The organism is Pseudomonas kielensis (assembly GCF_014236655.1).
Taxonomy (GTDB): Bacteria; Pseudomonadota; Gammaproteobacteria; order Pseudomonadales; family Pseudomonadaceae; genus Aquipseudomonas; species Aquipseudomonas kielensis.
Genome location: NZ_JACMYG010000013.1, coordinates 95,019 through 118,523, shown reverse-complemented (window position 1 = coordinate 118,523; position 23,505 = coordinate 95,019). Strand labels below are relative to the sequence as shown.

Annotated in this window: 17 protein-coding genes; 5 read left to right on the top strand and 12 right to left on the bottom strand. The window is 61.0% G+C overall.

Translation table 11 applies throughout. The features are described from left to right. Window positions 1–35: 35 nt before the first annotated feature. The 4 genes from H7995_RS14795 to H7995_RS14780 form a co-directional block, all read right to left on the bottom strand. A complete protein-coding gene (locus tag H7995_RS14795; RefSeq protein WP_185818545.1) occupies window positions 36–908 on the bottom strand; it encodes a hypothetical protein in 873 nt (290 codons plus the stop codon). 52 nt (window positions 909–960) lie between these two features. Next, window positions 961–3,165, bottom strand: coding sequence for an alpha-xenorhabdolysin family binary toxin subunit A (locus H7995_RS14790; protein ID WP_185818544.1), 2,205 nt, complete (start codon window positions 3,163–3,165; stop codon window positions 961–963). A gap of 304 nt (window positions 3,166–3,469) precedes the next feature. Beyond that, a complete protein-coding gene (locus tag H7995_RS14785; protein WP_185818543.1) occupies window positions 3,470–4,225 on the bottom strand; it encodes a tetratricopeptide repeat protein in 756 nt (251 codons plus the stop codon). Between the two features lie 3 nt (window positions 4,226–4,228). Next, window positions 4,229–4,909, bottom strand: a complete 681-nt coding sequence (locus H7995_RS14780; protein WP_166591387.1) for a Fe2+-dependent dioxygenase — start codon at window positions 4,907–4,909, stop codon at window positions 4,229–4,231. A 208-nt stretch (window positions 4,910–5,117) separates the two neighbouring features. Between H7995_RS14780 and H7995_RS14775 the strand changes: the two genes are divergently transcribed. Both H7995_RS14775 and H7995_RS14770 read left to right on the top strand, forming a co-directional pair. Next, a complete protein-coding gene (locus tag H7995_RS14775) occupies window positions 5,118–7,376 on the top strand; it encodes a TonB-dependent receptor (RefSeq protein WP_166591388.1) in 2,259 nt (752 codons plus the stop codon). Between the two features lie 133 nt (window positions 7,377–7,509). Next, a complete protein-coding gene (locus tag H7995_RS14770) occupies window positions 7,510–10,041 on the top strand; it encodes a PepSY domain-containing protein (protein ID WP_185818542.1) in 2,532 nt (843 codons plus the stop codon). A gap of 132 nt (window positions 10,042–10,173) precedes the next feature. Here H7995_RS14770 and H7995_RS14765 read toward each other — a convergent pair whose 3' ends face one another. Genes H7995_RS14765 through ptsP form a run of 3 tightly spaced genes read right to left on the bottom strand, consistent with a single transcriptional unit; the run spans window position 10,174 to window position 15,727 of the window. Then, a complete protein-coding gene (locus tag H7995_RS14765; protein ID WP_166591390.1) occupies window positions 10,174–11,913 on the bottom strand; it encodes a PTS fructose-like transporter subunit IIB in 1,740 nt (579 codons plus the stop codon). 11 nt (window positions 11,914–11,924) lie between these two features. Beyond that, window positions 11,925–12,866 (bottom strand): 1-phosphofructokinase, encoded by a 942-nt coding sequence (gene pfkB, locus H7995_RS14760; RefSeq protein ID WP_166591391.1) that lies wholly within the window; start codon window positions 12,864–12,866, stop codon window positions 11,925–11,927. Beyond that, the gene (gene ptsP, locus H7995_RS14755; protein ID WP_166591392.1) at window positions 12,866–15,727 is read right to left on the bottom strand and encodes a phosphoenolpyruvate--protein phosphotransferase; all 2,862 of its coding nucleotides are present in this window, start codon (window positions 15,725–15,727) and stop codon (window positions 12,866–12,868) included. Before ptsP ends, pfkB begins: the two co-directional genes overlap by 1 nt. A 304-nt stretch (window positions 15,728–16,031) precedes the next feature. On the opposite strand from ptsP, the gene cra reads away from it, so the two are divergent. Further along, a complete protein-coding gene (gene cra, locus H7995_RS14750; protein ID WP_166591393.1) occupies window positions 16,032–17,027 on the top strand; it encodes a catabolite repressor/activator in 996 nt (331 codons plus the stop codon). 3 nt (window positions 17,028–17,030) lie between these two features. Continuing rightward, on the top strand, window positions 17,031–17,807 hold the full coding sequence (locus H7995_RS14745) for a TatD family hydrolase (RefSeq protein ID WP_166591394.1): 777 nt from the start codon (window positions 17,031–17,033) through the stop codon (window positions 17,805–17,807). 4 nt (window positions 17,808–17,811) lie between these two features. Here H7995_RS14745 and H7995_RS14740 read toward each other — a convergent pair whose 3' ends face one another. The 4 genes from H7995_RS14740 to ampD form a co-directional block, all read right to left on the bottom strand. After that, window positions 17,812–18,198, bottom strand: coding sequence for a hypothetical protein (locus H7995_RS14740; RefSeq protein WP_166591395.1), 387 nt, complete (start codon window positions 18,196–18,198; stop codon window positions 17,812–17,814). Window positions 18,199–18,375: 177 nt separating this feature from the next. Then, window positions 18,376–20,406, bottom strand: coding sequence for a methyl-accepting chemotaxis protein (locus H7995_RS14735; RefSeq protein ID WP_166591396.1), 2,031 nt, complete (start codon window positions 20,404–20,406; stop codon window positions 18,376–18,378). Window positions 20,407–20,598: 192 nt separating this feature from the next. Beyond that, window positions 20,599–21,435 (bottom strand): regulatory signaling modulator protein AmpE, encoded by an 837-nt coding sequence (gene ampE, locus H7995_RS14730; protein ID WP_166591397.1) that lies wholly within the window; start codon window positions 21,433–21,435, stop codon window positions 20,599–20,601. Beyond that, window positions 21,432–21,992 (bottom strand): 1,6-anhydro-N-acetylmuramyl-L-alanine amidase AmpD, encoded by a 561-nt coding sequence (ampD, locus tag H7995_RS14725; RefSeq protein WP_166591398.1) that lies wholly within the window; start codon window positions 21,990–21,992, stop codon window positions 21,432–21,434. Before ampD ends, ampE begins: the two co-directional genes overlap by 4 nt. A gap of 180 nt (window positions 21,993–22,172) precedes the next feature. On the opposite strand from ampD, the gene nadC reads away from it, so the two are divergent. After that, window positions 22,173–23,021 carry a carboxylating nicotinate-nucleotide diphosphorylase gene (gene nadC / locus H7995_RS14720; protein WP_095169457.1) on the top strand — a complete coding sequence of 283 codons (849 nt, stop codon included), beginning with the start codon at window positions 22,173–22,175 and terminating at the stop codon, window positions 23,019–23,021. Between the two features lie 82 nt (window positions 23,022–23,103). Here the strand turns inward: nadC and H7995_RS14715 are convergent, their stop codons facing one another. Then, on the bottom strand, window positions 23,104–23,409 hold the full coding sequence (locus H7995_RS14715) for a DUF6388 family protein (RefSeq protein WP_166591399.1): 306 nt from the start codon (window positions 23,407–23,409) through the stop codon (window positions 23,104–23,106). Window positions 23,410–23,505: the final 96 nt, after the last annotated feature.

Genomic DNA, 23,505 nt, shown 5'->3' with positions numbered 1-23,505 from the left:
GCGAGTAAAAAAGGCCCATGAAAATGGGCCTTTTTTTATTTCCTCAACCACAACTCAACATGATTCAACATACCCATAAGCTCTTCAGCATTGTCCTGGACTGTCTCCAGCTTCACTTTTAGCCTGCCGACGGTTGTCATCTCCTGTGTTTGCGTGAGATCAATTCTCACGGTGTCAAAACGGAGACTGACCTCCTCAAAAAAACCTCCCATCCACACCCCCAATGACTCCCATTGCCGAAAGAGCGTCAATACATCGGCCTCATACTCCCTGGCCTTGACCAAAGGATCCGCAGAGGAATATTCGATATCCCAGAGAGGGGTCGTGTCATTTGCCCTAAACAACTCGGGAGCCACGATCGGCTGAGCATGACATTCACAAACGCGATGCCCCATTGCCCTGGTGAATATCGATTTCAGCCCAAACGAATGTTCGCATACATCCTGAACGATCTTTTCGACCTGAATCATATCCCCCTTGCCAGCGAAAAACAGATTGCCCAGCCCATACACCAATCCGTTGATGGTCCGGGGCAGTGACGAGTTCCAGATCGGCGAGTGAGCCAAGCTGAAGTTGCTGATATCCATCCCGTCCAGCAACTCGCTTTTGGACGTGCGTGCAATGAACAGCAAAACCTCTTGCTTGAATGTCACCAGCGCCTCTATGTAAGCACTGGCTTGGTCTCTTAACGCTTTGACCCGCGCCCACAACCCATGCAGATTTCGCTCATCCCATACGACATTATTTAAACGTGAATCGTAGGGCAAACTTGTCGGCTGATGGCCGCTACTTGCGCGCCGAAAAAATACCAGATTGACCTTGTCATGCGTTGAGACAATCGTGGACAGGAACAGGGTATAACGATCAAGTGTGCAGCGCTGTTCACTGTCAAACGTATAGATAGCCATATGTTGACCTCTTAAAGTGGAGGGTCAGCAACTGGCCCTCCACTTTTTGCATTTACAGCTTCATCGGCGTCAAATAGGTTATGTCCTCTTTAATCTCGGCAATCGCAAACTCAACCCGCGCCTCGACAGGCTCCGCCTGCGCCGGGGTAAACTTGATGGACAGATCTTCATAATATGCCAGCAACCTAGAGAACTCCGCCACATAGTCCGAGCGTTGTTCATCCACTTTATCCAGCGCTTGCAGCAACTCGATTTGTCCAGCAGCACGCAGGGCATCACTGGTAAATCTTTTCGCTTGATCCTTAAGCTCCGCCAATCGGTCTTTGAGCCTATTAAGCTGCGCGACCATATTCAGATAAGAGACGGTGGTACCGATGTCCTCGATTAACATTTTCAAAGTATCAATGGCGAACATGACAACTGCAACTTGCGGCGGAGTCATTCCCAGCTCCACCACCTTATCCTTCGACAAGTCCATTTGCTCGCCAAGCTTTTCGATGCCTGCCTTGGCGATCAAGTCAATGCCATCAGACACCGACTTGATTTTTGGCTCTAATTCATCCCGCTGCTTTTCCAGGACAGCCATGCGCTCTTCGGCGTACGCCTGCTCAGCTCGCAAGCCCTTCGCCAACTGCGCCGAACTATCCCGACTATAGGACACCAGCAACTTTTGATTACTGTTCTTCAGTTCGTCGGATGACGCTGTGAGCTGGGCAGATAATCTGTTCAGCTCCTTGTGCATATCGCTACGAACCTCGTCCGCATCGATGGGCGATGCAACCTCCCCCTGCAACAACTCCAGCTTCTTGAGTGATTGTTGCAGATTAATAATTGTCGTCCCACTGAGCACCCGCAAGCTGACAGTAGCCTGGTTCGCAGCGAGGGCCAGGCCGTTAGTTTTTTCAACATTGCCGTGTTGATAATCCCAGCGTTCGAAAAGCATCTGCGCGGTAACATTGGAATCCTGGAGTTGAGCGTTACAGGCACGCAATTGAACAATATTGAATGATGGAGTATCCGACGCAGAGAACGACCTGAACATTTTCACACCCTCTGCACCCTGCAATTGACCGGCCTCATACTCTTTATCCGCCTCTGCAAATACACCGAGCAATTGGTCTGCACTATTTTTTATTTGATTCCAAGGCTCGATGATGCTCAGCACTTGATTTTTAAACTGCCTGAGCGACAACGCATTATCGAGTAAGTCTGCGTCCTCTTTGGACGCTTTGACATAGAGCGCCAGTGAATTCCACACCAACATGAGATTCTGCGTCGCAACTTCTGCCTCAACAGTGACGTCCTTGAGCTCCTGAAGATCAGTACGTATTCTGTTCAATGAACTCAGCGTCTTGTTTTTGCTGAGCATTTGCAGATTGTCACGCGCCTGAGCTTCTTTCAGGGCATTTCGTTGCTTACGGATTTCTTCGGCTTTGACGCCGGTGTAAATACCGAGGATCAGCCCCGCGACATTGAGACTTGCCGCTGCCATTATCGCGTCCTTAACCATCTGGTCATACTGATTGCTGAGCTGCTCTATCTCTTCCGAGCGGTCATCAATTTTCTGTTGAAGGGCCTTGATATCACTCTGATAGGTGTTCTCCGATACGGCCTTCAATCGCAGCTTTACACTCGGCAAAACATCCTCGCGCATAGCGGTACCAAAACGATCAATCTCATCCCTTACCGACGTCGCCTTGGTATGGGCGCTCTGTACTTTGCTCAGCATTTCATCGAGATAGGTTCTTAGTTCATATAGATCACCCGCAGACAAATCCAGGGACGGAATCCCAGGATTCAGAAACTGTTGAGCCAGATACTTCTCTGGAGTATCGATACCGTGTTCCTCCAGGTAACTCGATACTTTTTGGTCCTCGTAGATCTCGACGATACCATTGCCAATGCGCAGGATGCTGCCGGCAAAGATTTTCAGGTCAGTGCCCGTCAACATTATTTTTTCACGCAGTGGCGACCAACCCCTGGCATGTTCGTAGGTTTTCTTGAACGTCGCCAGGAAGTCACCCGGCGTCAGCCCCGGGCCGCCGGCATCCCCTTGACCGTAGTCCAGATACACGATGACATCGTCAATTACCACGGGAAGAGACAAACCAAGAACTTCATATCTTCGTAAGTTTACTATTTGCTCCTTGGTTAATTGAAAACCTGGATCACGATTATATTCTTCGCCTTCACCCAGCGAAACGTCCACGAACAGCTTTGGCGCCAAGACTGCCGCCTCAAGTACTTTATCATCCATCACCGAACTCCATTTCAGTGCCACTATTGGCAATAACAAACACGATATCCTCGCCAACACTTACACATGATCAAACTCAATCAAGCTCCACGTCTGGCGCCACCTAACACTAGTACCCGACTGACATAACCTCCACACACCAAATGTTAACAATAAAGACAACGCTTATTCTTTCAGTAAAAACAGTATCGCCAACCCACACTTTTTTGAGGCACAGAAAATCCGTCCACTCACTTAAGTTGGCAGTACTGATTAATATTATTAAAGGCTTGATCGCCATGAGTCTGGCGACAACCGTGCGCCCTTACACTTCGGCTAATTCACTTAGCCGCATTTGATAGGCGTGCGCCATCTCACGGATTTTTGGATGATTTGCGTCGAGCAACGATTTACTGCTGGCCCGCAGGAAGTTCACATTGCCCCCGGCCAAGGCCTTCCTCAGCCACATGACCGCCTCATCGACGTGACCGTCCTGCGCCAGCAACGTTGCATGGCTGAATTGCCCGCGAAAATCCCCACCCTCGGCTGAGCGTCGATACCAGGCGCGCGCCGCTGACGGATCGGCCGTGCAGGCCAGGCCTTCTTCCAGGTAGCGCCCCAGCAGGTTCATTGATTTGGCGTGACCGGCTTCAGCAGCGCGCCGATACCGGTTCAACGCCTGGACCTGATCCAAAGCCACTCCGCGCCCGGTTGCCAGCAGATTGGCAAGGTTGTACTGCGCCCAGTCCAGGCCCGCATCGGCGGCGATTGCATAGTGCCGCGCGGCAACCGCAGCATCCGCCACATAGCCCCAGCCGTGCTCATGGCAACGACCGAGCATGTTGCGCGCCATCAGGTGTCCGCCCCGGGCTGCGATCTCGAACCAGCGCACGGCCAGCGCCTGGTCCTTGGCGATGCCCCGCCCTTCCAGCAGGATCTGCCCCAGCAGGGCCTGGCCGTCGATGAGCCCGGCCTTGGCCGCCAGCACAATCGCCTGGGCCGCACGGGCCGGGCTTTCGCCGAGCATGGCGCTTAGTTGCTCGCCGCTCAGGACCTCTTCACGGCGCAATCGAAAGCTCATGGCTCAGACCTCGACCCAGCGACGCAGCAGGTTGTGGTAGGTGCCGGTCAGGCGGATCAGCGACGGGTGATCGGGCATGTCCTGGGTCAGTTGCTGGATCGCTTCGTCCATCTCGAACAGCAAGGCGCGCTGGCTGTCCTCGCGCACCAGGCTCTGGGTCCAGAAGAACGACGCGTAGCGCGTGCCACGCGTGACCGCATTGACCTTGTGCAGGCTGGTGCCCGGGTACAACACCAGGTCGCCCGCCGGTAACTTCACGCGCTGGGTGCCGAAGGTGTCCTGGATTTCCAGCTCGCCACCGTCGTATTCGTCCGGGTCACTGAAGAACAGGGTCGACGACAGGTCGGTGCGCACGCGCTCCACACTGCCCTTGGGCTGGCGTACGGCGTTGTCGATATGAAAGTCGAAACTGCCACCGGCGGTGTAGCAGTTGAGCAAGGGCGGGAAGACTTTGTGCGGCAGCGCGGCGGACATGAAGCGCGGGTGCTTCCACAGCCGCTCGAGCATCGCGGCGCCGATTTCCTGGGCCAGCGGGTGGCCTTCGGGCAGTTGCAGGTTGTGCTTGGCCTTGGCCGACTGGAACCCGGCGGTGATCTTGCCATCGGCCCAATCGGCCTGCTGCAGCGCCTCGCGGATGCGCTGCACCTCTTCACGGGAGAACAAGCCGGGAATATGCAGCAGCATGGGGGCGACACCTGAAAGTCAAAGGAGCGCAATGGTATTGATTCTTATTGACTATGTAAAACCGGCATGACAAACGAGAACGTATAAACCGTAAGGGCAAATTGTAAAGAATGTAAATTCAATGCAAATAGCAATGTTTCGCAATTGATACAAATACGTGTTTACTCTATATTCCGCCACCTCAAATCCTTGGGGAGGGGAATTCACCATGTCACGCCAGCCACAACAATCACCGGTCAGCTCACCACGTTTGCTCGCTTCTGCTATTGGCGTGGCGATCACCGCCAGCTCCGCCGGCCATATGGTTTTCGCCGCAGAAAAGACTGACGCGAAAACTTCCGGCAATGCGATTGCACTGGACGCCACCAGCGTGACCGGTGAACAAGATGACACCTCCTACAAGACCGATACTTCGGCCTCCAAGAAATACACGGCGCCCCTGCGCGAGACGCCAAAAAGCGTCACCGTGATTCCACAACAAGTGATTCGCGACACGGCTGCCACCAGCCTTGTGGACGCACTGCGCACCACGCCCGGTATCACTTTTGGCGCAGGCGAAGGCGGTAACCCCGCCGGTGACCGCCCGATCATTCGTGGCTTCAACGCCGAAAGCGACGTGTTCGTCGACGGCATGCGCGACCCGGCTTCCCAGAGCCGCGAAATTTTCAACGTTGAATCGATCGAGGTCAGCAAAGGGCCGGGGTCGGCCTTCACTGGCGCCGGCTCCACCGGTGGTAGCCTGAACCTGGTGAGCAAGACCGCCAAACTGGGTAACGCCTACAATGGTGGCTTCACGTGGGGGTCGGACCAGACCAAGCGCACCACCCTCGATCTGAACCAGCAAATGACGGACAGCTCGGCGTTTCGCCTGAACCTGATGAAGCATGAAGCGAACGTCGCCGGCCGCGATGCGGTGGACGTGAGCCGCTGGGGTGTAGCGCCATCCTTCGCCTTCGGCCTGGGCACTGATACACGGTTGACCGTCGGCTACTACCACGTCGAAACCGACGATATGCCCGACTACGGCATTCCGTTGGCCTCGAGCCCCAACCGCAGCAAGTACAACGTCGATAAACCGGTGCATGTCGATCGCGATAACTTCTACGGCCTCACCGGTCGTGACTATCGCCAGACCAGCAACGACAGCGGCACCATCAAGATCGAGCACGATCTGAATGACGACCTGACCGTGTCGAACAGTTTCCGCATGTCGCGCTCGACCCTGGACTACATCGTTACCAACCCTGACGACAGCAAGGGCAACGTGGTAAACGGCAGCGTATACCGTGGCACGAAGAGCCGTAACTCGACGTCCAGTGGCTGGATCAACCAAACGGATCTGAACGCCAAATTCAATACCGGCAGCATCGAGCACAGCCTGGTTACCGGCCTTGAGTTTTCCTATCAAGACACCCACAACCGCCCTTACGCGCTGACCTCGAGCGCCAGCGGCACTAAATGCAACCCTGCCCTGTTCAACTCTGGCGACTGCACCAGCCTGTACAAGCCAACGCCTGGGGATAACTGGATCGGCACGATCACCGACAGCGCCGCCTTTACCGATACGGACACCAAAACCGCAGCGGCCTATGTGTTCGATACGTTGAAATTCAACGAGCAATGGTCCCTGAACCTGGGCTTGCGTTACGACAACTACCAGACAGAATCCAGCGGCTACGCCAACGCTGGCCGCAACACACCCGCCGGCGCCTTCTCTCGCGAGAACACCAGCGACCTGTTGAACTACCAGATCGGCGTGGTCTACAACCCGCTGCCCAACGGTAGCATCTACGCCGCCTACTCCACGTCCAGCAACCCGGCTGGCGAAACCAGCGGCAATGGCGGCCTGGAACTGACTGCGGCCAACAGCGACCTGGATCCGGAAAAGAACCGCAACTATGAAATCGGCACCAAATGGGACTTCTTTGGTGACGACCTGTCGTTGACTGCCGCACTGTTCCGTACCGAGAAAACCAACGCGCGCATTGACGATCCGGATGGCGCCACCACTCAAGTGCTGGACGGCGAGCAACGGGTCAACGGTCTGGAGCTGGGCTACAGCGGCAAGCTGACGCGTAACTGGAAAGTATTCGGCGGATACACCTACATGGAAAGCGAAGTGGTCAAAACCACCCTCGCCGCCGATGAAGGCAACCACATGCCGAGCACTCCACGTAACAACTTTACCCTGTGGTCGACTTATGACCTGGTGCCCGACAAGTTGACCGTCGGCGCGGGTGCCACCTTCGTTGATTCGCAGTTCGGCAACGTCGCCAACTCGGTAGAGATCCCGTCCTACTGGCGCTATGACGCGATGGCCAGCTATCGCCTGACGAAAAACATTGACCTGCAACTCAACGTCCAGAACCTGGCTGACAAGCGTTATTTCGACCAGGTCTTCCAGACGCACTACGCCCATGTGGCGGCGGGTCGTACCGCTCTGCTGAACGCTAACTTCCACTTCTAAAGGAAGCGTGCAGCCCAAGGCCCCGCTCATCCCGATGAGCGGGGCTTTTGTGCGTAAAGCACCTGGCTTACCGATCACACACGGCATAATGCGCGCCGTGAAAATACATCTCTGAACGAACAAGGCGGTCGACGTGTTGAAGAAAACCCTGTTCCAGCTGCACTGGTTCTTCGGTATCAGCGCGGGGCTGGTCCTGGCGCTGATGGGCTTTACCGGGGCGACGGTGTCGTTTCAGGACGAGATCCTGCGCGCACTCAACCCCCAGGTGCTGCAGGTGGAAAAACGCCCCGCCGGGGTGTTGCCGCCCGCTGACCTGGTGGCCAGAGCCGAAGCCACCGAGGGCAAAAAGGTCTCGATGCTCTGGGTCGACATCGACAGCGGTTACGCCGCCCGCCTGTCCTTCACGCCACCGCCGGGCGAACGACGCGGGCAGATGCGCTACGTCAATCCCTACACCGGCGAGTTCATGGGCGATGTGGTTGGCCAGGACTTTTTTGGCCTGATGCTGCAACTGCACCGCTTTCTGGCCATGGGTGACGTCGGCCGACAAATCACCGGTGCCTGCACCCTGATCCTGGTGTTCTTCTGCCTGTCCGGCCTGTACCTGCGCTGGCCACGCCAGTGGCGCAGCTGGCGCGCCTGGCTGACCCTGGACTGGCGCAAAAAAGGCCGAGCCTTCAACTGGGACCTGCACTCGGTGGCCGGCACCTGGTGCCTGCTGGCGTACTTGCTGGCCGCGTTGACCGGGCTGACCTGGTCCTATGAGTGGTACAACAAGGGCGTGACCCGACTCCTCTCCGACGGGCCGCAACAGGAACGCGTGCGCCCCAAGCGCGGTGCGCAGCCCCCGGCCGGCCCGGCGCTGGTGGTCGACTACAACGCCGTCTGGAGCAGCATCTACAGCGTCGCAGGCAAGGACCTGAGCGCCTACAACGTGCGCCTGCCGCCGGTGGCCGGCCAACAGGCCACGGTGTTCTACCTGCTCAAGACCTCGCCCCATGACCGCGCGCTGAACCAGATCAGCCTCGACCCGGCCACCGGGGTCATCAAGCGCCATGATCGCTACAGCGACAAGAGCCTCAAGGCGCAGCTGCTGACCAGCATCTACGCGCTGCACGTCGGCAGTTATTTCGGGCTCGCCGGGCGCATCGTCCTGATGGTCACGTCGTTGCTGATGCCGCTGTTCTTCATTACCGGCTGGCTGCTGTACCTCGATCGGCGGCGCAAGAAACGCCAGGTCCAGCAGGCTCGCAAAGACCTTGCGCCAGCCACCAGTAATGCACCGGCCTGGCTGATCGGGTTTGCCAGCCAGAGTGGTTTTGCCGAGCAACTGGCCTGGCAGACCGCCAGCCAACTGCAGTCCGCTGGTTTGCCGGTGAAGGTCCAACCGCTGGCCGCCCTCAGCGAACAGGACCTGTGCGACTCAAGCAATGCATTGTTTGTGGTCAGTACCTTTGGTGACGGGGAAGCACCGGACAGTGCCCGCGGCTTCGAGCGCAAGGTACTGGGCCGGGCAGCGAACCTGTCCAGCCTCAACTACGCGGTGCTGGGCCTGGGCGACCGGCAGTACCAACACTTCTGTGGCTTCGCCCGGCGCTTGCATGGCTGGCTGGCCGAGCACGGCGGCACGACCCTGTTTGCCCCGGTGGAAGTCGACAGCGCCGACCCCTACGCCTTGAGTCACTGGCAGCAGCAACTCGGCCAACTGACCGGCCAGGCCCCGGCAACCCAGTGGCAAGCCCCCAGCTACAACCATTGGACCTTGAGCAAACGTCAGCTGTTGAACCCTGACAGCAGCGGTAGCGAAGTGTATTTGCTCGGCCTGACCGCCCCCGACACCAGCAGTTGGCTGGCCGGCGACCTGGTCGAAGTGCTGCCACGCAACTGCCCGTGGGCCGTCGAACACTTCCTTGAAGGGCTGGGTATCCCGGGCGAAACGGCGGTGCAACTCGATGGTTTGCTCGAGACCCTCGAACAGGCCTTGGCCAGCCGCCAACTGCCGGACAATCGTGCCCACCTGGTGGGCTTGCATGCCCAGGCCCTGGTGGACGCCTTGGTGCCCCTGGCCATGCGTGAATACTCGATTGCCTCGATCGCCGCCGACGGCGTGCTCGAACTGATCGTGCGTCAGGAACGTCGCGCCGACGGCAGCCTGGGCATCGGCTCAGGCTGGCTGACTGAACACGCGCCTGTCGGTTCGGCGATCAGCCTGCGGGTGCGGCGCAACAGCGGCTTCCATCTGCCGGCCACCCCGGTCCCGATGATTCTGTTGGGCAACGGTACCGGCCTGGCCGGCTTGCGTAGCCTGCTCAAGGCCCGGATCGCCGATGGCCAGACCCGCAACTGGTTGCTGTTTGGCGAGCGTAATCGCGCACATGACTACCTGTGCCGCGATGAGCTGGAAAGCGCGTTGATCGAGGGTGACCTGGAACGCCTGGACCTGGCCTTCTCGCGGGACCAGGCGGAGAAAATCTACGTCCAGGATCGCTTGCGTGAACACGCCGGCGTGCTCAAGCAATGGCTGGCCGACGGCGCCGTGATCTACATCTGCGGCAGCCTGCAAGGGATGGCTTCGGGAGTGGACCAGGTGCTCAACGAGGTGTTGGGCGCCGAGGTGGTGTTGCGATTGATCGAGCAAGGGCGTTATCGGCGCGACGTCTATTGAGGACATCGCCAGTGCCTGCTCGCGAGGCTGCGTTCGGCTGCGAAGCAGACGCCAAGCCCCCCGCCGACCCGGCGGGGACTGCGTCCTCGAACGCAGCCTCGCAGGCTCGGCAACTGCTACGGATCTGGAGCATCAGGCCTTGGCCGGCTCCAGCGCCAGTTCAGTGGTTTCCGGGCGCTTGAGCAGCGCATAGGTCACCGCGGTCAGCAGGCTCCCGGCGACAATCGCCAGCAGGTACAACAGCGCATGGTTGATTGCGTTGGGGATCAGCATCACGAACAGCCCACCGTGGGGCGCCATCAGTTTGCAGCCGAAATACATCGACAGCGCACCGGTCAGCGCGCCGCCAGCGATGCTGGCCGGGATCACCCGCAGCGGGTCCTTGGCGGCGAATGGAATCGCGCCTTCAGAGATGAAGCACAGCCCCAGCACCAGCGCCGCTTTACCCGCCTCGCGCTCGGTCTGCGCGAACTTGCGCCGGGCGATGAAGGTGGCAATACCCAGGCCGATCGGCGGCACCATGCCGGCGGCCATGGTGGCGGCCATCGGTGCATAACTCTGCGAGGCCAGCAGCCCCACCGAGAAGGCATAGGCGGCCTTGTTGATCGGCCCGCCGAGGTCGACGCACATCATCGCGCCCAGCAGCACGCCCAGCAGGATCGCGTTGGTGGTGCCCATGCTATCGAGGAAGTGGGTGAGTCCAGAGAGCATCCCGGCCACCGGCTTGCCCACCACGTAGATCATCACCAGCCCGGTGAACAGGCTCGCCAACAGCGGAATGATCAGGATCGGTTTCAGCGCTTCCAGGCTTTGCGGCAAGCGTGCATATCGGTTGATCGCCTGCGCGGCATAGCCTGCGATGAAACCGGCAATGATCCCGCCGATGAAACCGGCACCCAGGGTGCTCGCCAGCAAGCCGCCGATCATCCCCGGCGCCAGGCCCGGACGGTCGGCAATCGAATAGGCGATGTAACCCGCCAGCAACGGCACCATCAACTTGAACGCGGTTTCGCCGCCGATCTGCATCAAGGCCGCCGCCAGGCTGCCCTCTTCCTTGAACGCCTCGATACCGAACACGAAGGACAAGGCGATCATCAGGCCGCCCGCCACCACCATCGGCAGCATGAACGACACACCCGTCAGCAAGTGTTTGTAGACCCCGGTCTTCTGCGACTTGACCGGAGCACCCGCCGCGGCCGCCGCACTTTCCAGCTTGCCTTCGGCCAGCGCCTTGTTCAGGGTCGCCTCGGCTTGCTTGAGGGCGATGCCGGTGCCACAGCGGTAGATTTTCTTGCCGGCAAAACGCTCGGTCGGCACTTCAATATCCGCCGCCAGCAGGACCACGTCGGCCTCGCTGATCGCCTGGGCGCTCAACGGATTGCGCGCGCCCACCGAGCCCTGGGTTTCCACCTGCAGCTCGTAGCCCAGGCGCTTGGCCGCCTGTTGCAGGGCCTCGGCCGCCATGAACGTGTGGGCTACGCCCGTCGGGCAGGCGGTGACCGCTACCAGGCGCGGCGCCGATGAACCGGTGCTGACCGGCTCGGCAATGGCTTGTGGCGCGTGGTAGACCTGCGCCTCCTCGGCGCCACGGCGCAGCACCCCGTCGACATCCTGCAGGGCCTGGGACGGCGTGCTCTGATACAGACGCTTGCCGACGAACCGCGACAGGTCCACCGCGCCGGTGCTGACCAGCAACACCCACTCGGCATCATCGATGACCGCAGCCGACAGTTGACGCTCCGGGTGCGCCCCATCGTGCACTTCGACACTGGTGCTCCAGCCCTGGCGCTGCGCCGCAGCGTCCAGCAGCCGGGCGCACAGCACACTGGTGACCATGCCATTGGGGCAGGCAGTAACAATGGCTAACTTCATGACCAACCCTCTTATTGTTCTGTCAGGGGGCGAACACGCACCGCCTGTTCAAGCTGCGCCAACTGCGCCGTGTCGTGGATGCCAAAACCGATCTGGGTCACCGCCTGCGCGGCAATCGCGGTGGCGGTACGCAGCGTCTGCTCCGGGGTGTCGGCACTGAGCAGGCCGTGCAACATGCCCGCGAGCAAGGAGTCGCCCGCCCCCACCGTGCTGGCCACGCTGACCCTGGGCGGCGTGGCATGCAGCGCCGAGCCAACACTGAACCAGTTGACCCCATCGGCGCCGTGGGAAATCACCACGTGTTCGATGCCTTGCGCGTGCAAGCGGCTCGCCGCCTCGGCCTGGGCCGCCAGCGACAGCACCTCGCAATCAAGCACCTCGGCCAGTTCTTCGGTGTTGGGCTTGATCAACCACGGACCCGCCGCCAGCCCTGCGCGCAGCGCTTCACCGCTGGTATCCAGGGCGACCTTCAGGCCCTTGGCCTTGAGCCGGCGCAACAGCGCCTGCAACCACTGGGCGCTGACGCCACGGGGCAGGCTGCCGGCGATGACCACCGCCGCATGCCCGGGGGCAATCTGCTCCAGCCGATCAAGCAGGGCCTGCTGCGCCACCGCACTGATCACCGGGCCAGGACCATTGAGGTCGGTGATGCGCCCGTCGTCTTCGGCCAGCTTGATGTTGCTGCGGGTTTCCCCGGGGACGCGGACAAAGGCATCGACAAAACCGCGACGGGCGAACAACGCCTCGAACGCTTGCAGATTGTCCTCGCCGAGAAAGCCGCTGACGGTCACTTGGTGCCCCAGGTCGGCTAACACCTGCGCCACATTCACGCCTTTACCGGCGGCGTGGGTGTGCATGGCGGTGCTGCGATTGACCTGACCGGGCGCCAGCAGCGGCACCTGCACCGTGAGGTCCAGGGCCGGGTTGAGGGTCAGGGTTAAGATGCGTGCCATTACAGCGCCTCCACTAATTCACGCACGTCTTGTGCGCTGCCCACGGCCAATGCCTGTTGAGCCATTTGTTGTACCTGCACCAGGCTCAGTTCACGCACCCGCGCCTTGACCTCGGCGATGCTGCGCGCGCCGACGCTCAATTCGTCCACCCCCAGCCCGACCAGCACCGGTACCGCCAGCGGGTCCGCGGCCAGTTCGCCGCACACGCCCACCCATTTGCCATGGGCATGGGCCGCGCGCACGGTGATGTCGATCAGTTGCAGGACCGCCGGGTGCAGGCCATCGGCCTGGGCCGACAAGGTCGGGTGACCACGGTCGATGGCCAGGGTGTATTGCGTCAGGTCGTTGGTGCCGACGCTGAAGAAATCGACTTCACGGGCCAGGACCGGCGCCAGCAATGCAGCCGACGGCACCTCGATCATGATCCCCAGTTGCAGGTCGGCCACCGGGATTTCCAGGCGCAGGCGCTCGGTCATCTCCCGCGCCTGCCGCCACTCGTCGACGCTGCCGACCATGGGGAACATGATCCGCAGCGGGCGGTTGTCGGCGGCGCGCAACAAGGCGCGCAGTTGCCCCTCCATGATCTGCGGGCGCTGCAGGGTCAAACGAATGCCGCGTACACCGAGGAAAGGGTTTTCTTCCTTGGCGATCGGCCAGTACGGCAACGGCTTGTCACCGCCGACATCGAGGGTGCGCACCACCAGGGGACGTCCGCCCAGGCCATCGAGCACCCGCCGGTATTCGGCTTCCTGGGTGGCTTCATCCGGGGCTTGCGGATGGGCCATGAAAATCAGCTCAGTGCGCAGCAAGCCGATGCCTTCGGCGCCCTGTTCCACGGCGCTGGCCACTCCGGCGCTTTCGCCGATGTTGGCGAACACTTCCACGGCATGCCCGTCGCGGGTCAGGGCCGGTTGGTGGCGTTGTTCGGCGGCAGCCTTGAGGCGCTGCTCACGGGTATCGCGTTCCTGGCTGGCGCGCTGCAAGGTCGCGGCATCGGCGTCGACATGCAACCGCCCGCGCTGGCCATCGAGCAGCAGCGGCGTGCCCGGAGCCAGCAGCAACACGGCCGCACCGGCGCCGACCAGCGCCGGAATCCCCAGCGCGCGGGCGACAATGGCGCTGTGGGCCGTAGCGCCGCCACGGGCGGTGAGGATGCCCGCCACGCGGGCCGGATCCAGGCGGGCCACATCCGAGGGGCCGACTTCGTCCATCACCAGGATGTAGGGTTGCTCCGGCTCGCTTGGGGTCGGGATGCCACACAGTTGCGCCAGCACCCGGCGGCCGATGTCGCGCAAGTCCGCGGCCCGCTCGGCAAGCAAGGCATCCTGCAATGACTCCTGCTGCCGGGCCGCCGCCTCGATCACGGCCATCCAGGCCGCTTCAGCGCTTTCACCCTGCTTCAGGCGCGTACCGACTTCGTCCGTCAACTCCGGGTCGTCGAGCATTTCCTGGTGGGTGATGAAAATCTCGCGAATGGCCTTGGCCTTGCTGCGCTGGATCAAGCCTTCGATGTCGCGGCGTACTTCGGCCAGTGCAGCGTGCAGACGCTCGCGCTCGATCGCCGTGGACTCGCCGCGCAATGGGTAATCAATGGTTTGCTGGACCTGGATATGAGCAGGACCGATAGCAATTCCGGGGGCCGCGGCAATTGCCTGGATCAGGCTGCCGGAAGCCGGCGCCACCAGCACCGTGGTGATATCGGCGACGACGGGCGGCTGTGCGCTGATGGCGGGCAAGGGTTCGACTTCTTCACCCAGGCCCTCTTCGATCGCCGCCAACAAGGCCGGCAGCGCGTCATTGGCAATGCTCGGCTCGGCGATCAGTTCCAGCACCTGGCCACGGCGGGCGCCCAGGCTCAACAATTTGCTCAGGCTTTTCACCGAGACGGCACTGTCCTGGCCGTCGACGATGCGCACGCGAATCTCGCCGTCAAAACTTTTCGCCAGTTGCGCCAGGACCTTCGCCGGCCGGGCATGCAGGCCGTGGGCGTTGGCCAGGGCGATGCGGGCGCTTGGCCAATCGGCTGGCAACTCGCCGCCCAGCACTTCGAGCACCGCGCGCCGGCTGGTGGCGCGGCCCAATTCGTGGCCACGACCTTCAATCAGCAATGCGCACAGGCGTTCCAGCAAGGCCTGGTGGGCCTCGCCGAGGCTGGCCAGGCAGAACAGTCCGCTCAGCGGTTGGCCGAGGTAACGGATCGGCTTGTCCGGGGTGACAAAGGCCAGGCCCGGACGCTTGACCGTTTGTTCGCTGTGCAACCACCACAGCCCATCGCCCAGCGGCAATGCCTCGACTTGTTGCAAGACCGCCGAGAAACCATTGCTCACGCAGTCGGCCTGGCGCAACAAGCGCGCGCCACGCCACACCAGCTCTTCAAAATCGTCGGCGGACACGCCCAAGCCGATCATCTGCGCATCCAGCGCCAGTTCCTGCGGCGCCCCCTGCAGCAGTTTGAGCAAGGCTTCGGCGGTACTGGCGCGGCGCAAGGCCTGGCCCAGGTCGGTTTCACCGAGGGCACGGGTCAGCAGTTGCAGCAGGCGCAGATGCTCATCGGACTTGGCCGCGATACCGATCGCCAGGTAAACGATCTGCCCGTCGCCCCAGTCCACGCCGTCGGGGAACTGCAGCAGGCGCACGCCGGTGGTGTGCACCAGCTCGCGGGTATCCGGAGTGCCATGGGGGATGGCAATGCCTTGACCGAGAAAGGTCGAGCCCTGGGCCTCCCGTGCTTGCAACCCGCTGAGGTAACCCTCGGCCACCAGGCCATCGGCAACCAGTTTGTCAGCCAGCAGGTGCAATGCAGCGGCTTTATCCACAGCGCTCTGGCCCATGGATATCTGCTCTATGGTGAGCTCGAGCATGCGTTCTCCTTTTTGGTGCCTTGGGGCACCAGGTATTGTTTTGAATGAATCAGCTTAGGCGTTTATCCGTGCACTTTTTCAGGGCATTGTTTGGCGGTTTCGCGGCAGCCCGGACAAAAATAGCCAATAGTGCAGAAAATACGCCTGCTGAATCGTTTAATCTAGATCAAATGGCACGTTACTCGATAATCTCTCAGGCTTGAAGTCCAACCGGTCGATTGCGTGCGACATTGGTCGGCTGCCTTATTCAGGTAGGATTGGCGAAAATGTCGGGGCACGCTCGAAAAAACAAGGAACTCCCGAGTTGAAACTCAGTGATATCGCCCAGCTCGCCGGTGTGTCCGTGACCACCGCCAGCTACGTCATCAATGGCAAGGCCGAACAGCAGCGCATCAGCAGTGCCACCGTCGAGCGCGTACGCGCGGTGGTCGAACAGCACGGCTTCACCCCCAATCCGCAGGCGGCCGGGTTGCGCAGTCGGCACACCCGAACCCTGGGTTTCATCCTGCCGGACCTGGAAAACCCCAGTTACGCCCGCATCGCCAAGCTCCTGGAGCAAGGTGCGCGGGCCCGTGGCTACCAGTTGTTGATTGCCAGCTCCGACGACGCCCCGGACAGCGAACGCCAGTTGCTCCAGCTGTTTCGTGCGCGCCGCTGTGATGCGCTGTTTGTCGCCAGTTGCCTGCCGGCCGGCGATGACAGTTATCGCCAGTTGCAGGCCAAGGGTTTACCCATCATTGCCATCGACCGGGTCATGGAGCCCGAGCATTTCTGTTCGGTGATCAGTGATGACCGCGAAGCCAGCCTGCAGCTCACCCGCAGCCTGTTGACACCGGCGCCCCGGCAGATCGTGCTGATCGGCGCACGGCCCGAACTGAGCATCAGCCAGGAGCGTGCCGACGGGTTCAAGCAGGCGCTGGTCGATTTTCAGGGCCAGGTGCTGATCGAACACAGCGAGTCATTCAGCCGCGACGGTGGTCGGCAGTTGATGGAGGAGTTGTTGCAGCGCCTCGGGCATTTGCCGGATGCACTGGTGACCACCTCCTACGTCCTGCTGCAGGGTGTGTTTGATGCCCTGCATGACTTCCCGCTGAAGAACCGGCCGCTGCGCCTGGGGACCTTTGGTGACACCCAGTTGCTGGACTTCCTGCCCCTGCCGGTCAACGCCATGGCGCAGCAGCATCAACTGATTGCCGAAAAGGCCCTGCAACTGGCCCTCGCGGCCATCGAAGAGGCCCACTACCAGCCTGGCGTCCAGGCCATCGCGCGGACCTTCAAGCAGCGCATTCACCAGGACTGAGCCGTGGAGCTGATCGACAGCCACACCCATCTGGACTTTGCCGACTTCGACGCCGACCGCCAGGCGCTGCTGGCGCAAAGCCGCGCGCTGGGGGTCAAGCGCATGGTGGTGCTGGGGGTGTATCAGGCTAATTGGCAGCGCGTCTGGGACCTGGTGCAAAGTGACCCGGACCTGCACGCCGCATTCGGCCTGCACCCGGTCTATCTCGATCAGCATCGCCCCGCCGACCTGACTGAACTGGCGGACTGGCTGACCCGCCTGGCCGGTCATCGGCAACTGTGCGCGGTGGGCGAGATTGGCCTGGATTTTTTTCTCCCAAGCCTGGATCGCCAGCGCCAGCAGGCGCTGTTTGAAGCACAGCTGCAACTGGCCAGGGACTGTGGGCTACCGGCGCTGCTGCACGTGCGCCGCAGTCATGCGGCGGTCATCGCCACCTTGAAACGCTTCAAGCTGCCCCGCGGCGGGATCATCCACGCCTTTGCCGGCAGCCAGGAAGAAGCCCGAGAATACGTGAAGCTTGGCTTCAAGCTCGGCCTGGGCGGGGCCGCCACCTGGCCACAAGCCCTGCGCATGCACAAAGTGATCGCCGGGCTGCCGCTGGATTCGGTGGTCCTGGAAACCGATTCGCCGGACATGGCGCCCGCCATGTACCCCGGCCAACGCAATAGCCCGGCTCACCTGCCGGCGATTTGCACGGCACTGGCCGGGATCATGGCCATCAGCCCCGAACAATTGGCCGCGGCCAGCACCGCCAATGCCTGCCGGCTGTTCAATTGGTGACCGCTCAGGCGTGCGCCTTGGCGGCCTGCAGTACCAGTTTCAGGTGTTGCCGCTGCCGCGCATAGCGCATCGCCACGAAGTAGATGAACAGTGCCAACAGCGACACATTCAGTTGCTCGATGCCCGTCAACAGCCCCAGCCACTCCATCACCAGGGCCACCAGCAAGGCGCTGGCGATCATCACCCGCAGACTCGCGCGCAGCAGGGTCAGTGAATCCAGGGCCTTGAGGCGCTTGAGTTCGGCAGGACCGCTGATCTGCAGGCTTTTCTGGCAGTGATGACAGGTAAATGCTTCGTTGATTGCCATGGCATTCAGTTGCCAGGGCTTGAGCATCAGGGTGACCTGGCAATGGACACATTGCCCGGTGATTCCTGGGGAGGTAGCCGTCATGAGTGTGATCCTCGTGGCAGTGGCGCATTCGCGGGTGCAAGTAAACCCGCGAACGTCAGCTCATTGAAGACTAAAATCCCGGGCGCGCCGTGATTTCGGACTGAGGCCACAGATAAGAGAAACGTGTACTACGGAGTATTCGGAATCAGGCCGACACCGTTGGCTTGATTCCGACACTCACACTCGAAAAGCACTGATCAAGTGTTTCAACTGCACCACCTGGGCCGACAACGCACGGCTGGCGTCCTCGGTCTGGTGCGCCCCTTCGGCGGTGCGCTCGCCGGCGCGGTTGATCTCGACGATGTTGCGGTCGATATCGTGGGCCACCGCCGTCTGCTGCTCGACCGCCGCGGCAATCTGCTGGTTCTGATCGACAATCATGCCCACCGCCCCAAGGATGTTGGCCAAGGCTTTCTGCACCTTGTCCGACTGCCCCACCGTGCCACTGGCCATCTGGTGGCTGATCCCCATGGCCTTGACCGCTGCGCCCACGCCATTGTGCAGCCTGGCGATCATCTGCTCGATTTCCTCGGTCGATTGCTGAGTACGCTTGGCCAGGGTGCGAACCTCATCGGCCACCACCGCGAACCCACGCCCCTGCTCACCGGCACGGGCGGCCTCGATGGCCGCATTGAGGGCCAGCAGGTTGGTCTGCTCGGCAATGCTCTTGATCACTTCCAGCACCCGGCTGATGGACTGGCTGTCACTGGCCAACTGGTTGATCACCAGCACCGACGCGTCGATCTCATGGGCCAACTGCGCAATGCTGCCCTGCTGGGACTCCACCAGCCCACGGCCGCTGATGGTTTCGTCGTTGACGCTTTGCGCGCTGTTCACCGCTGTCGCGGCACTGCGTGCGACTTCCTGGGCGGTGGCTGACATCTGGTTCATCGCCGTGGCCACCTGCTCGATCTGCGAGCGCTGCCCGGCCACTGCCTGATTGCTGCGGGCCGACACGGTCTCTACCTGGCCGGCCTGACGCTCGACTTCGTTGACGGTTTGCCCCACCAGTTCGATCAGGTCGTGAATTTTCGCCACCGTGCCATTGAATACCTTGCCCAGTTCCCCCAGTTCGTCGCGGCTGTGGGCGGTGAAGGTGACGGTCATGTCGCCTGCAGCGACTTTGTCCATCACCGCACCGAGGCGCTTGAGGGTGGTGCGCGTGGAAACGTAGAAACCGCCGTAGAGGTAGAAAATCAGCACGAACACCACCGACAGGGCCACGGCCTGCAGGATCATGTGCGTGCGGTTCTGTTCAAGGCGTTGCTGTAACTGCACGCCGAGAAAGCTCAGGGTTGCGTCGTTGAGTTGATAGGTCTGTTGCATCAGGGCGCTGACCTGGTCGTAGAAACCCTGCCAGGGCGCATCGAGGGTATCGGCCATCACCACCTGTTCCTCGAACAGTTCGCTGGCTTGCTTGAGCGTGGCCTGGCTGGCTGTGGCGGGCGGTTCCAGCACCTGCCGCGCCGCATTGCTGGCGCCCAGCGCGTCCTGCAGCTTGAGGGCGTACTCGGCCTGGAGCTTTTCGATCTGGGCCAGCAGTTCATCGAAGCGGGTGGAGGACGCCGAATTGAGGAACCCCTGCCCCAGGGAAAACGCGCCCATGGCCCGGCCGTCGCCGAGGATCTGGGTAATGCGTGGGGTGACGTTGGTCAGCAGTTCGCTCAGTTGGCGGATATCGCTCTGGTTGTCGCGGCTCAGGCCCGCCTGGCTGCTGATAATCTGGCCAAAGATCTGCGCATTGCCCAGCAACTTGGCGATCATCGCGCTTTTGCTCTGCAGGGACTTCTCCGTTTGCTGGGCCTTGAACGCGGCAAGCATCTCATCGCGCTTGGCCTCGAACACCCGGACATGCTCCGGGTCGTCGCTCATGGCGCTCAGACCCTGCAGGCGGGCCAGGACCTGTTGCTCCAGGGCGCTGATTTTCGTTTCGATGTCGCCGGCCTTGCCCGACTGCCCCAGGGTCGAATTGATCTGCACCAGGTTGTTCAGGGTCTCCAGGTCGCGCCGCAACGCCAGGCCACTGCCCAGCAGGTCGAGGCTCTGCAATTCAATGCGGGTGCCCTGGAATTCGCGATAGGAATCGCGTACCAGGTAGAAGTTGGTCACCAGCATTGGCAGCAGGAACAGCACACTGATCAGGCTGAACTTCATGCCGAAGCTCAGGCGATTCATCAGTGCCACGGCGGGATAGAGCAAACTCTTCACAAGAAGTCCCCCTTTGTATTTCTTATTTTTATCGGCAGGCACGCAGAGGAAGCAGATAGCCACTACGGCGCGCTGCTTCTGTATAGCTTAAATCGGCAGGAGTCTTTGTAACTTAAGGTTAACGAGCCGCAGGCTGGGTTGGCGACCGCCGTGCGGTCGGACGCCGCCTGCGGCCGTCGCTTCGAGATACCGTTAGACCAGGACGGTCCAGAGGGCGAACCCGGCGTACCAGACCACGGCGGCGCGCAGCAGCAATTCCCACAGTTGGTCCAGGCTGTTGATGCCCTCGGGGCCCGCGACGGGGGCGGGAATTTCACCCGCGACCTTGCCGGTTTTCTCGATCAACTGCGCGGCGCTGATGTTCCAGTTCAGCAATTCATGGAGCATCACCCGGCTGACCGCGACAAAGTTGCCCACCAGGGCAAAACTCGCGGCCAGCAGGCGCACCGGCAACCAGTCGAAGGCATGGCGCAACTGCGCCGCACGTTCGGCCAGCGCCGGCTGCTGGCTGTGCTCGGCCGCCAGGGCCAGCAAGCGATAACTCAACGCCGCGACCGGACCCAGCAGGAAGTACCAGAAAATCACCGCAAAAAAGCTCTGGTAGGCCTGCCACAACAAACGGGCTTGCACCTGTTGCAGCAATTGCTCACCGCTGTCGGCACAAATCCCCAGGTCTCGCTGGGCGACGTGGGCGGCGGCTTGCAGGTCTTCCCGGCGCCAGGCATCGCGAAACGGCCCCAGTTCACCCAGCAGGTCGCCCCGTCCCAGGCTGTAGATCACCACCAGCAAATGCACCGGCAAGGCCAGCAGACCGTAGGCGACCGGGTCGAGCACCAGTAGCAATAAGCCCAGCAGGGCCACCGGCAGCAACACCAGCAGGGCCAGCACCAGCCAGGGCTGGCGGCTGAGCCGTGGATGGCTTTCAAGCTTGGCCAACTCGCGCAGCCAACCGCTGTCGCGCTGTACCCGGTGGCGCAACGCCGAGAATTTCTCGATCCACACGGCCAGCAGTAACACCACAAAACTCATTGTCCTTCCCCTTGTGCCAGGGCAGCGCGGTAACGCGTCCAGTCGAACGCCGGCCCCGGGTCAGTCTTGCGTCCAGGCGCGATGTCGCTGTGGCCCTGGATACGTTCAGTGGAGATCGCCGCAAACGTGCCCTGCAACTCCAGGGTCAAGGCTGTCAGCGCCTGGTACTGGGCGTCGGTGAACGGCAGATCATCGGTGCCCTCCAGCTCGATGCCCAGGGAAAAATCATTACAACCTTCACGCCCCTCGAACAGCGAAACACCGGCGTGCCAGGCCCGCTCGAGACAAGAGACAAACTGGGTGACGCCGCCGTCACGCTCGATCAGAAAATGCGCTGACACGCGCAGGTGGGCGATCCCTTCAAAATAGGGGTGTTCGGTGACATCCAGGCGATTCTGGAAAAACTCCTGCACCTTGCCCGTGGCGAACTGCGCCGGCGGCAGGCTGATGTTGTGGATCACCAGCAGGGAAATTTCGCCCGTGGGGCGCGCATTGAAGTTGGGTGACGGGCAATGACGCACACCTTCAAACCAACCACTCGCGGGGTCCAGCTGCATACAGGTTCCTTCAACAACGGCTTTGACAGGCTCCAGTATGCCGCGATCACCCCACAGGTGCGATCACTTGCCGCGATTGAGGCGCTGCCTGCGGCGTAATGACCCGGCCAGGCATTTGTGATCTTGGGTTCACTCCCGGCATGGCCCTATAATCGCGACACTTTGTTTGTGGAGCCCGTTATGCCGAATCTACGCCTGGCCGACCTGACCGCCGAAATCGAAGCCAATGTGCGCCGTGCGCTGCTGGAAGACATCGGTAGCGGCGACATCACTGCACAACTGATCCCGGCCGAGCGCCTGGCCAAAGCCACCATCATTACCCGTGACGCGGCTGTCATCAGTGGCACCGCCTGGGTCGATGCGGTGTTTCGCCAACTGGATCCGCGCGTGGCGGTGCACTGGCAGGTGCGCGACGGTGAGCGGGTGAACCCCAATCAACCGTTGTTTCATCTCGAAGGCCCTGCCCGTTCGCTGCTGACCGGTGAGCGCAGTGCGCTGAACTTCCTGCAGTTGCTGTCGGGGGTCGCCACTCGCGCCCAGTACCTGGCCGACTTCGTCGCCCAGACCCAAGTCAAGCTACTGGACACCCGCAAGACGCTGCCTGGGCTGCGTCTGGCGCAAAAGTATGCCGTGACCTGTGGTGGCTGCCATAACCACCGTATCGGCCTGTACGACGCCTTCCTGATCAAGGAAAACCATATCGCTGCCAGTGGCGGCATCGCCCAGGCCATTGCCGCCGCGCACAAGATCGCCCCGGGCAAACCGGTGGAGGTGGAAGTGGAAAGCCTGGCGGAGCTCAAGGAAGCGTTGGCGGCCGGTGCCGATATCATCATGCTTGATGAGCTGAGCCTGGATGATATGCGCGAAGCGGTACGCCTGAACGGCGGTAAGGCGAAACTGGAGGCCAGTGGTGGGATCAACGAAAGTACGCTGCTGCCAATCGCCGCGACCGGCGTTGACTATATTTCGATTGGTGCGCTGACCAAGGATGTGAAGGCGATCGACCTGTCGATGCGCTTGAGCCTCTGAGGAGCAGTTACAAGCGGCAAGCGACAAGGGGCAGCGGATCTGCCTTGACTTGTCGCTTGCTGCTTGAAGCGTGAATCTGCTTTCAAACCACCAGATTGTTCATCTCGCAGTACTCTTGCCACTCGACGCCCAACACTTCGGCAGCCTCCTTGTGCAGAACAAGGCGCGCAGCCTCGAACTCTTCAGGGGTTGAGGTGTACTTGAGCGTCAATTCCCACGGCTGCAAGCCCTGGGATTCTGCCTCGTCTTCGAAGGCCCACTGGATCTGGTCTTTCTGATCGTCGGCACTCAGGTCCTTGATCTCTTCCGCCAGTTGCGGCGACTCCAGCAGGTAGGACTGCAGCGCTTGTTCGTGCCTGGCTTCTTGGGTCAATGCGTTAACGGTCATGGCGTTCTCTTTGATCTGAGGAATGGAAGATGGATCTGGATCATCAAGGATCTCTCTGACGCAAATAAACCGCGTGTTGCCTGGTGTATCTGGCCT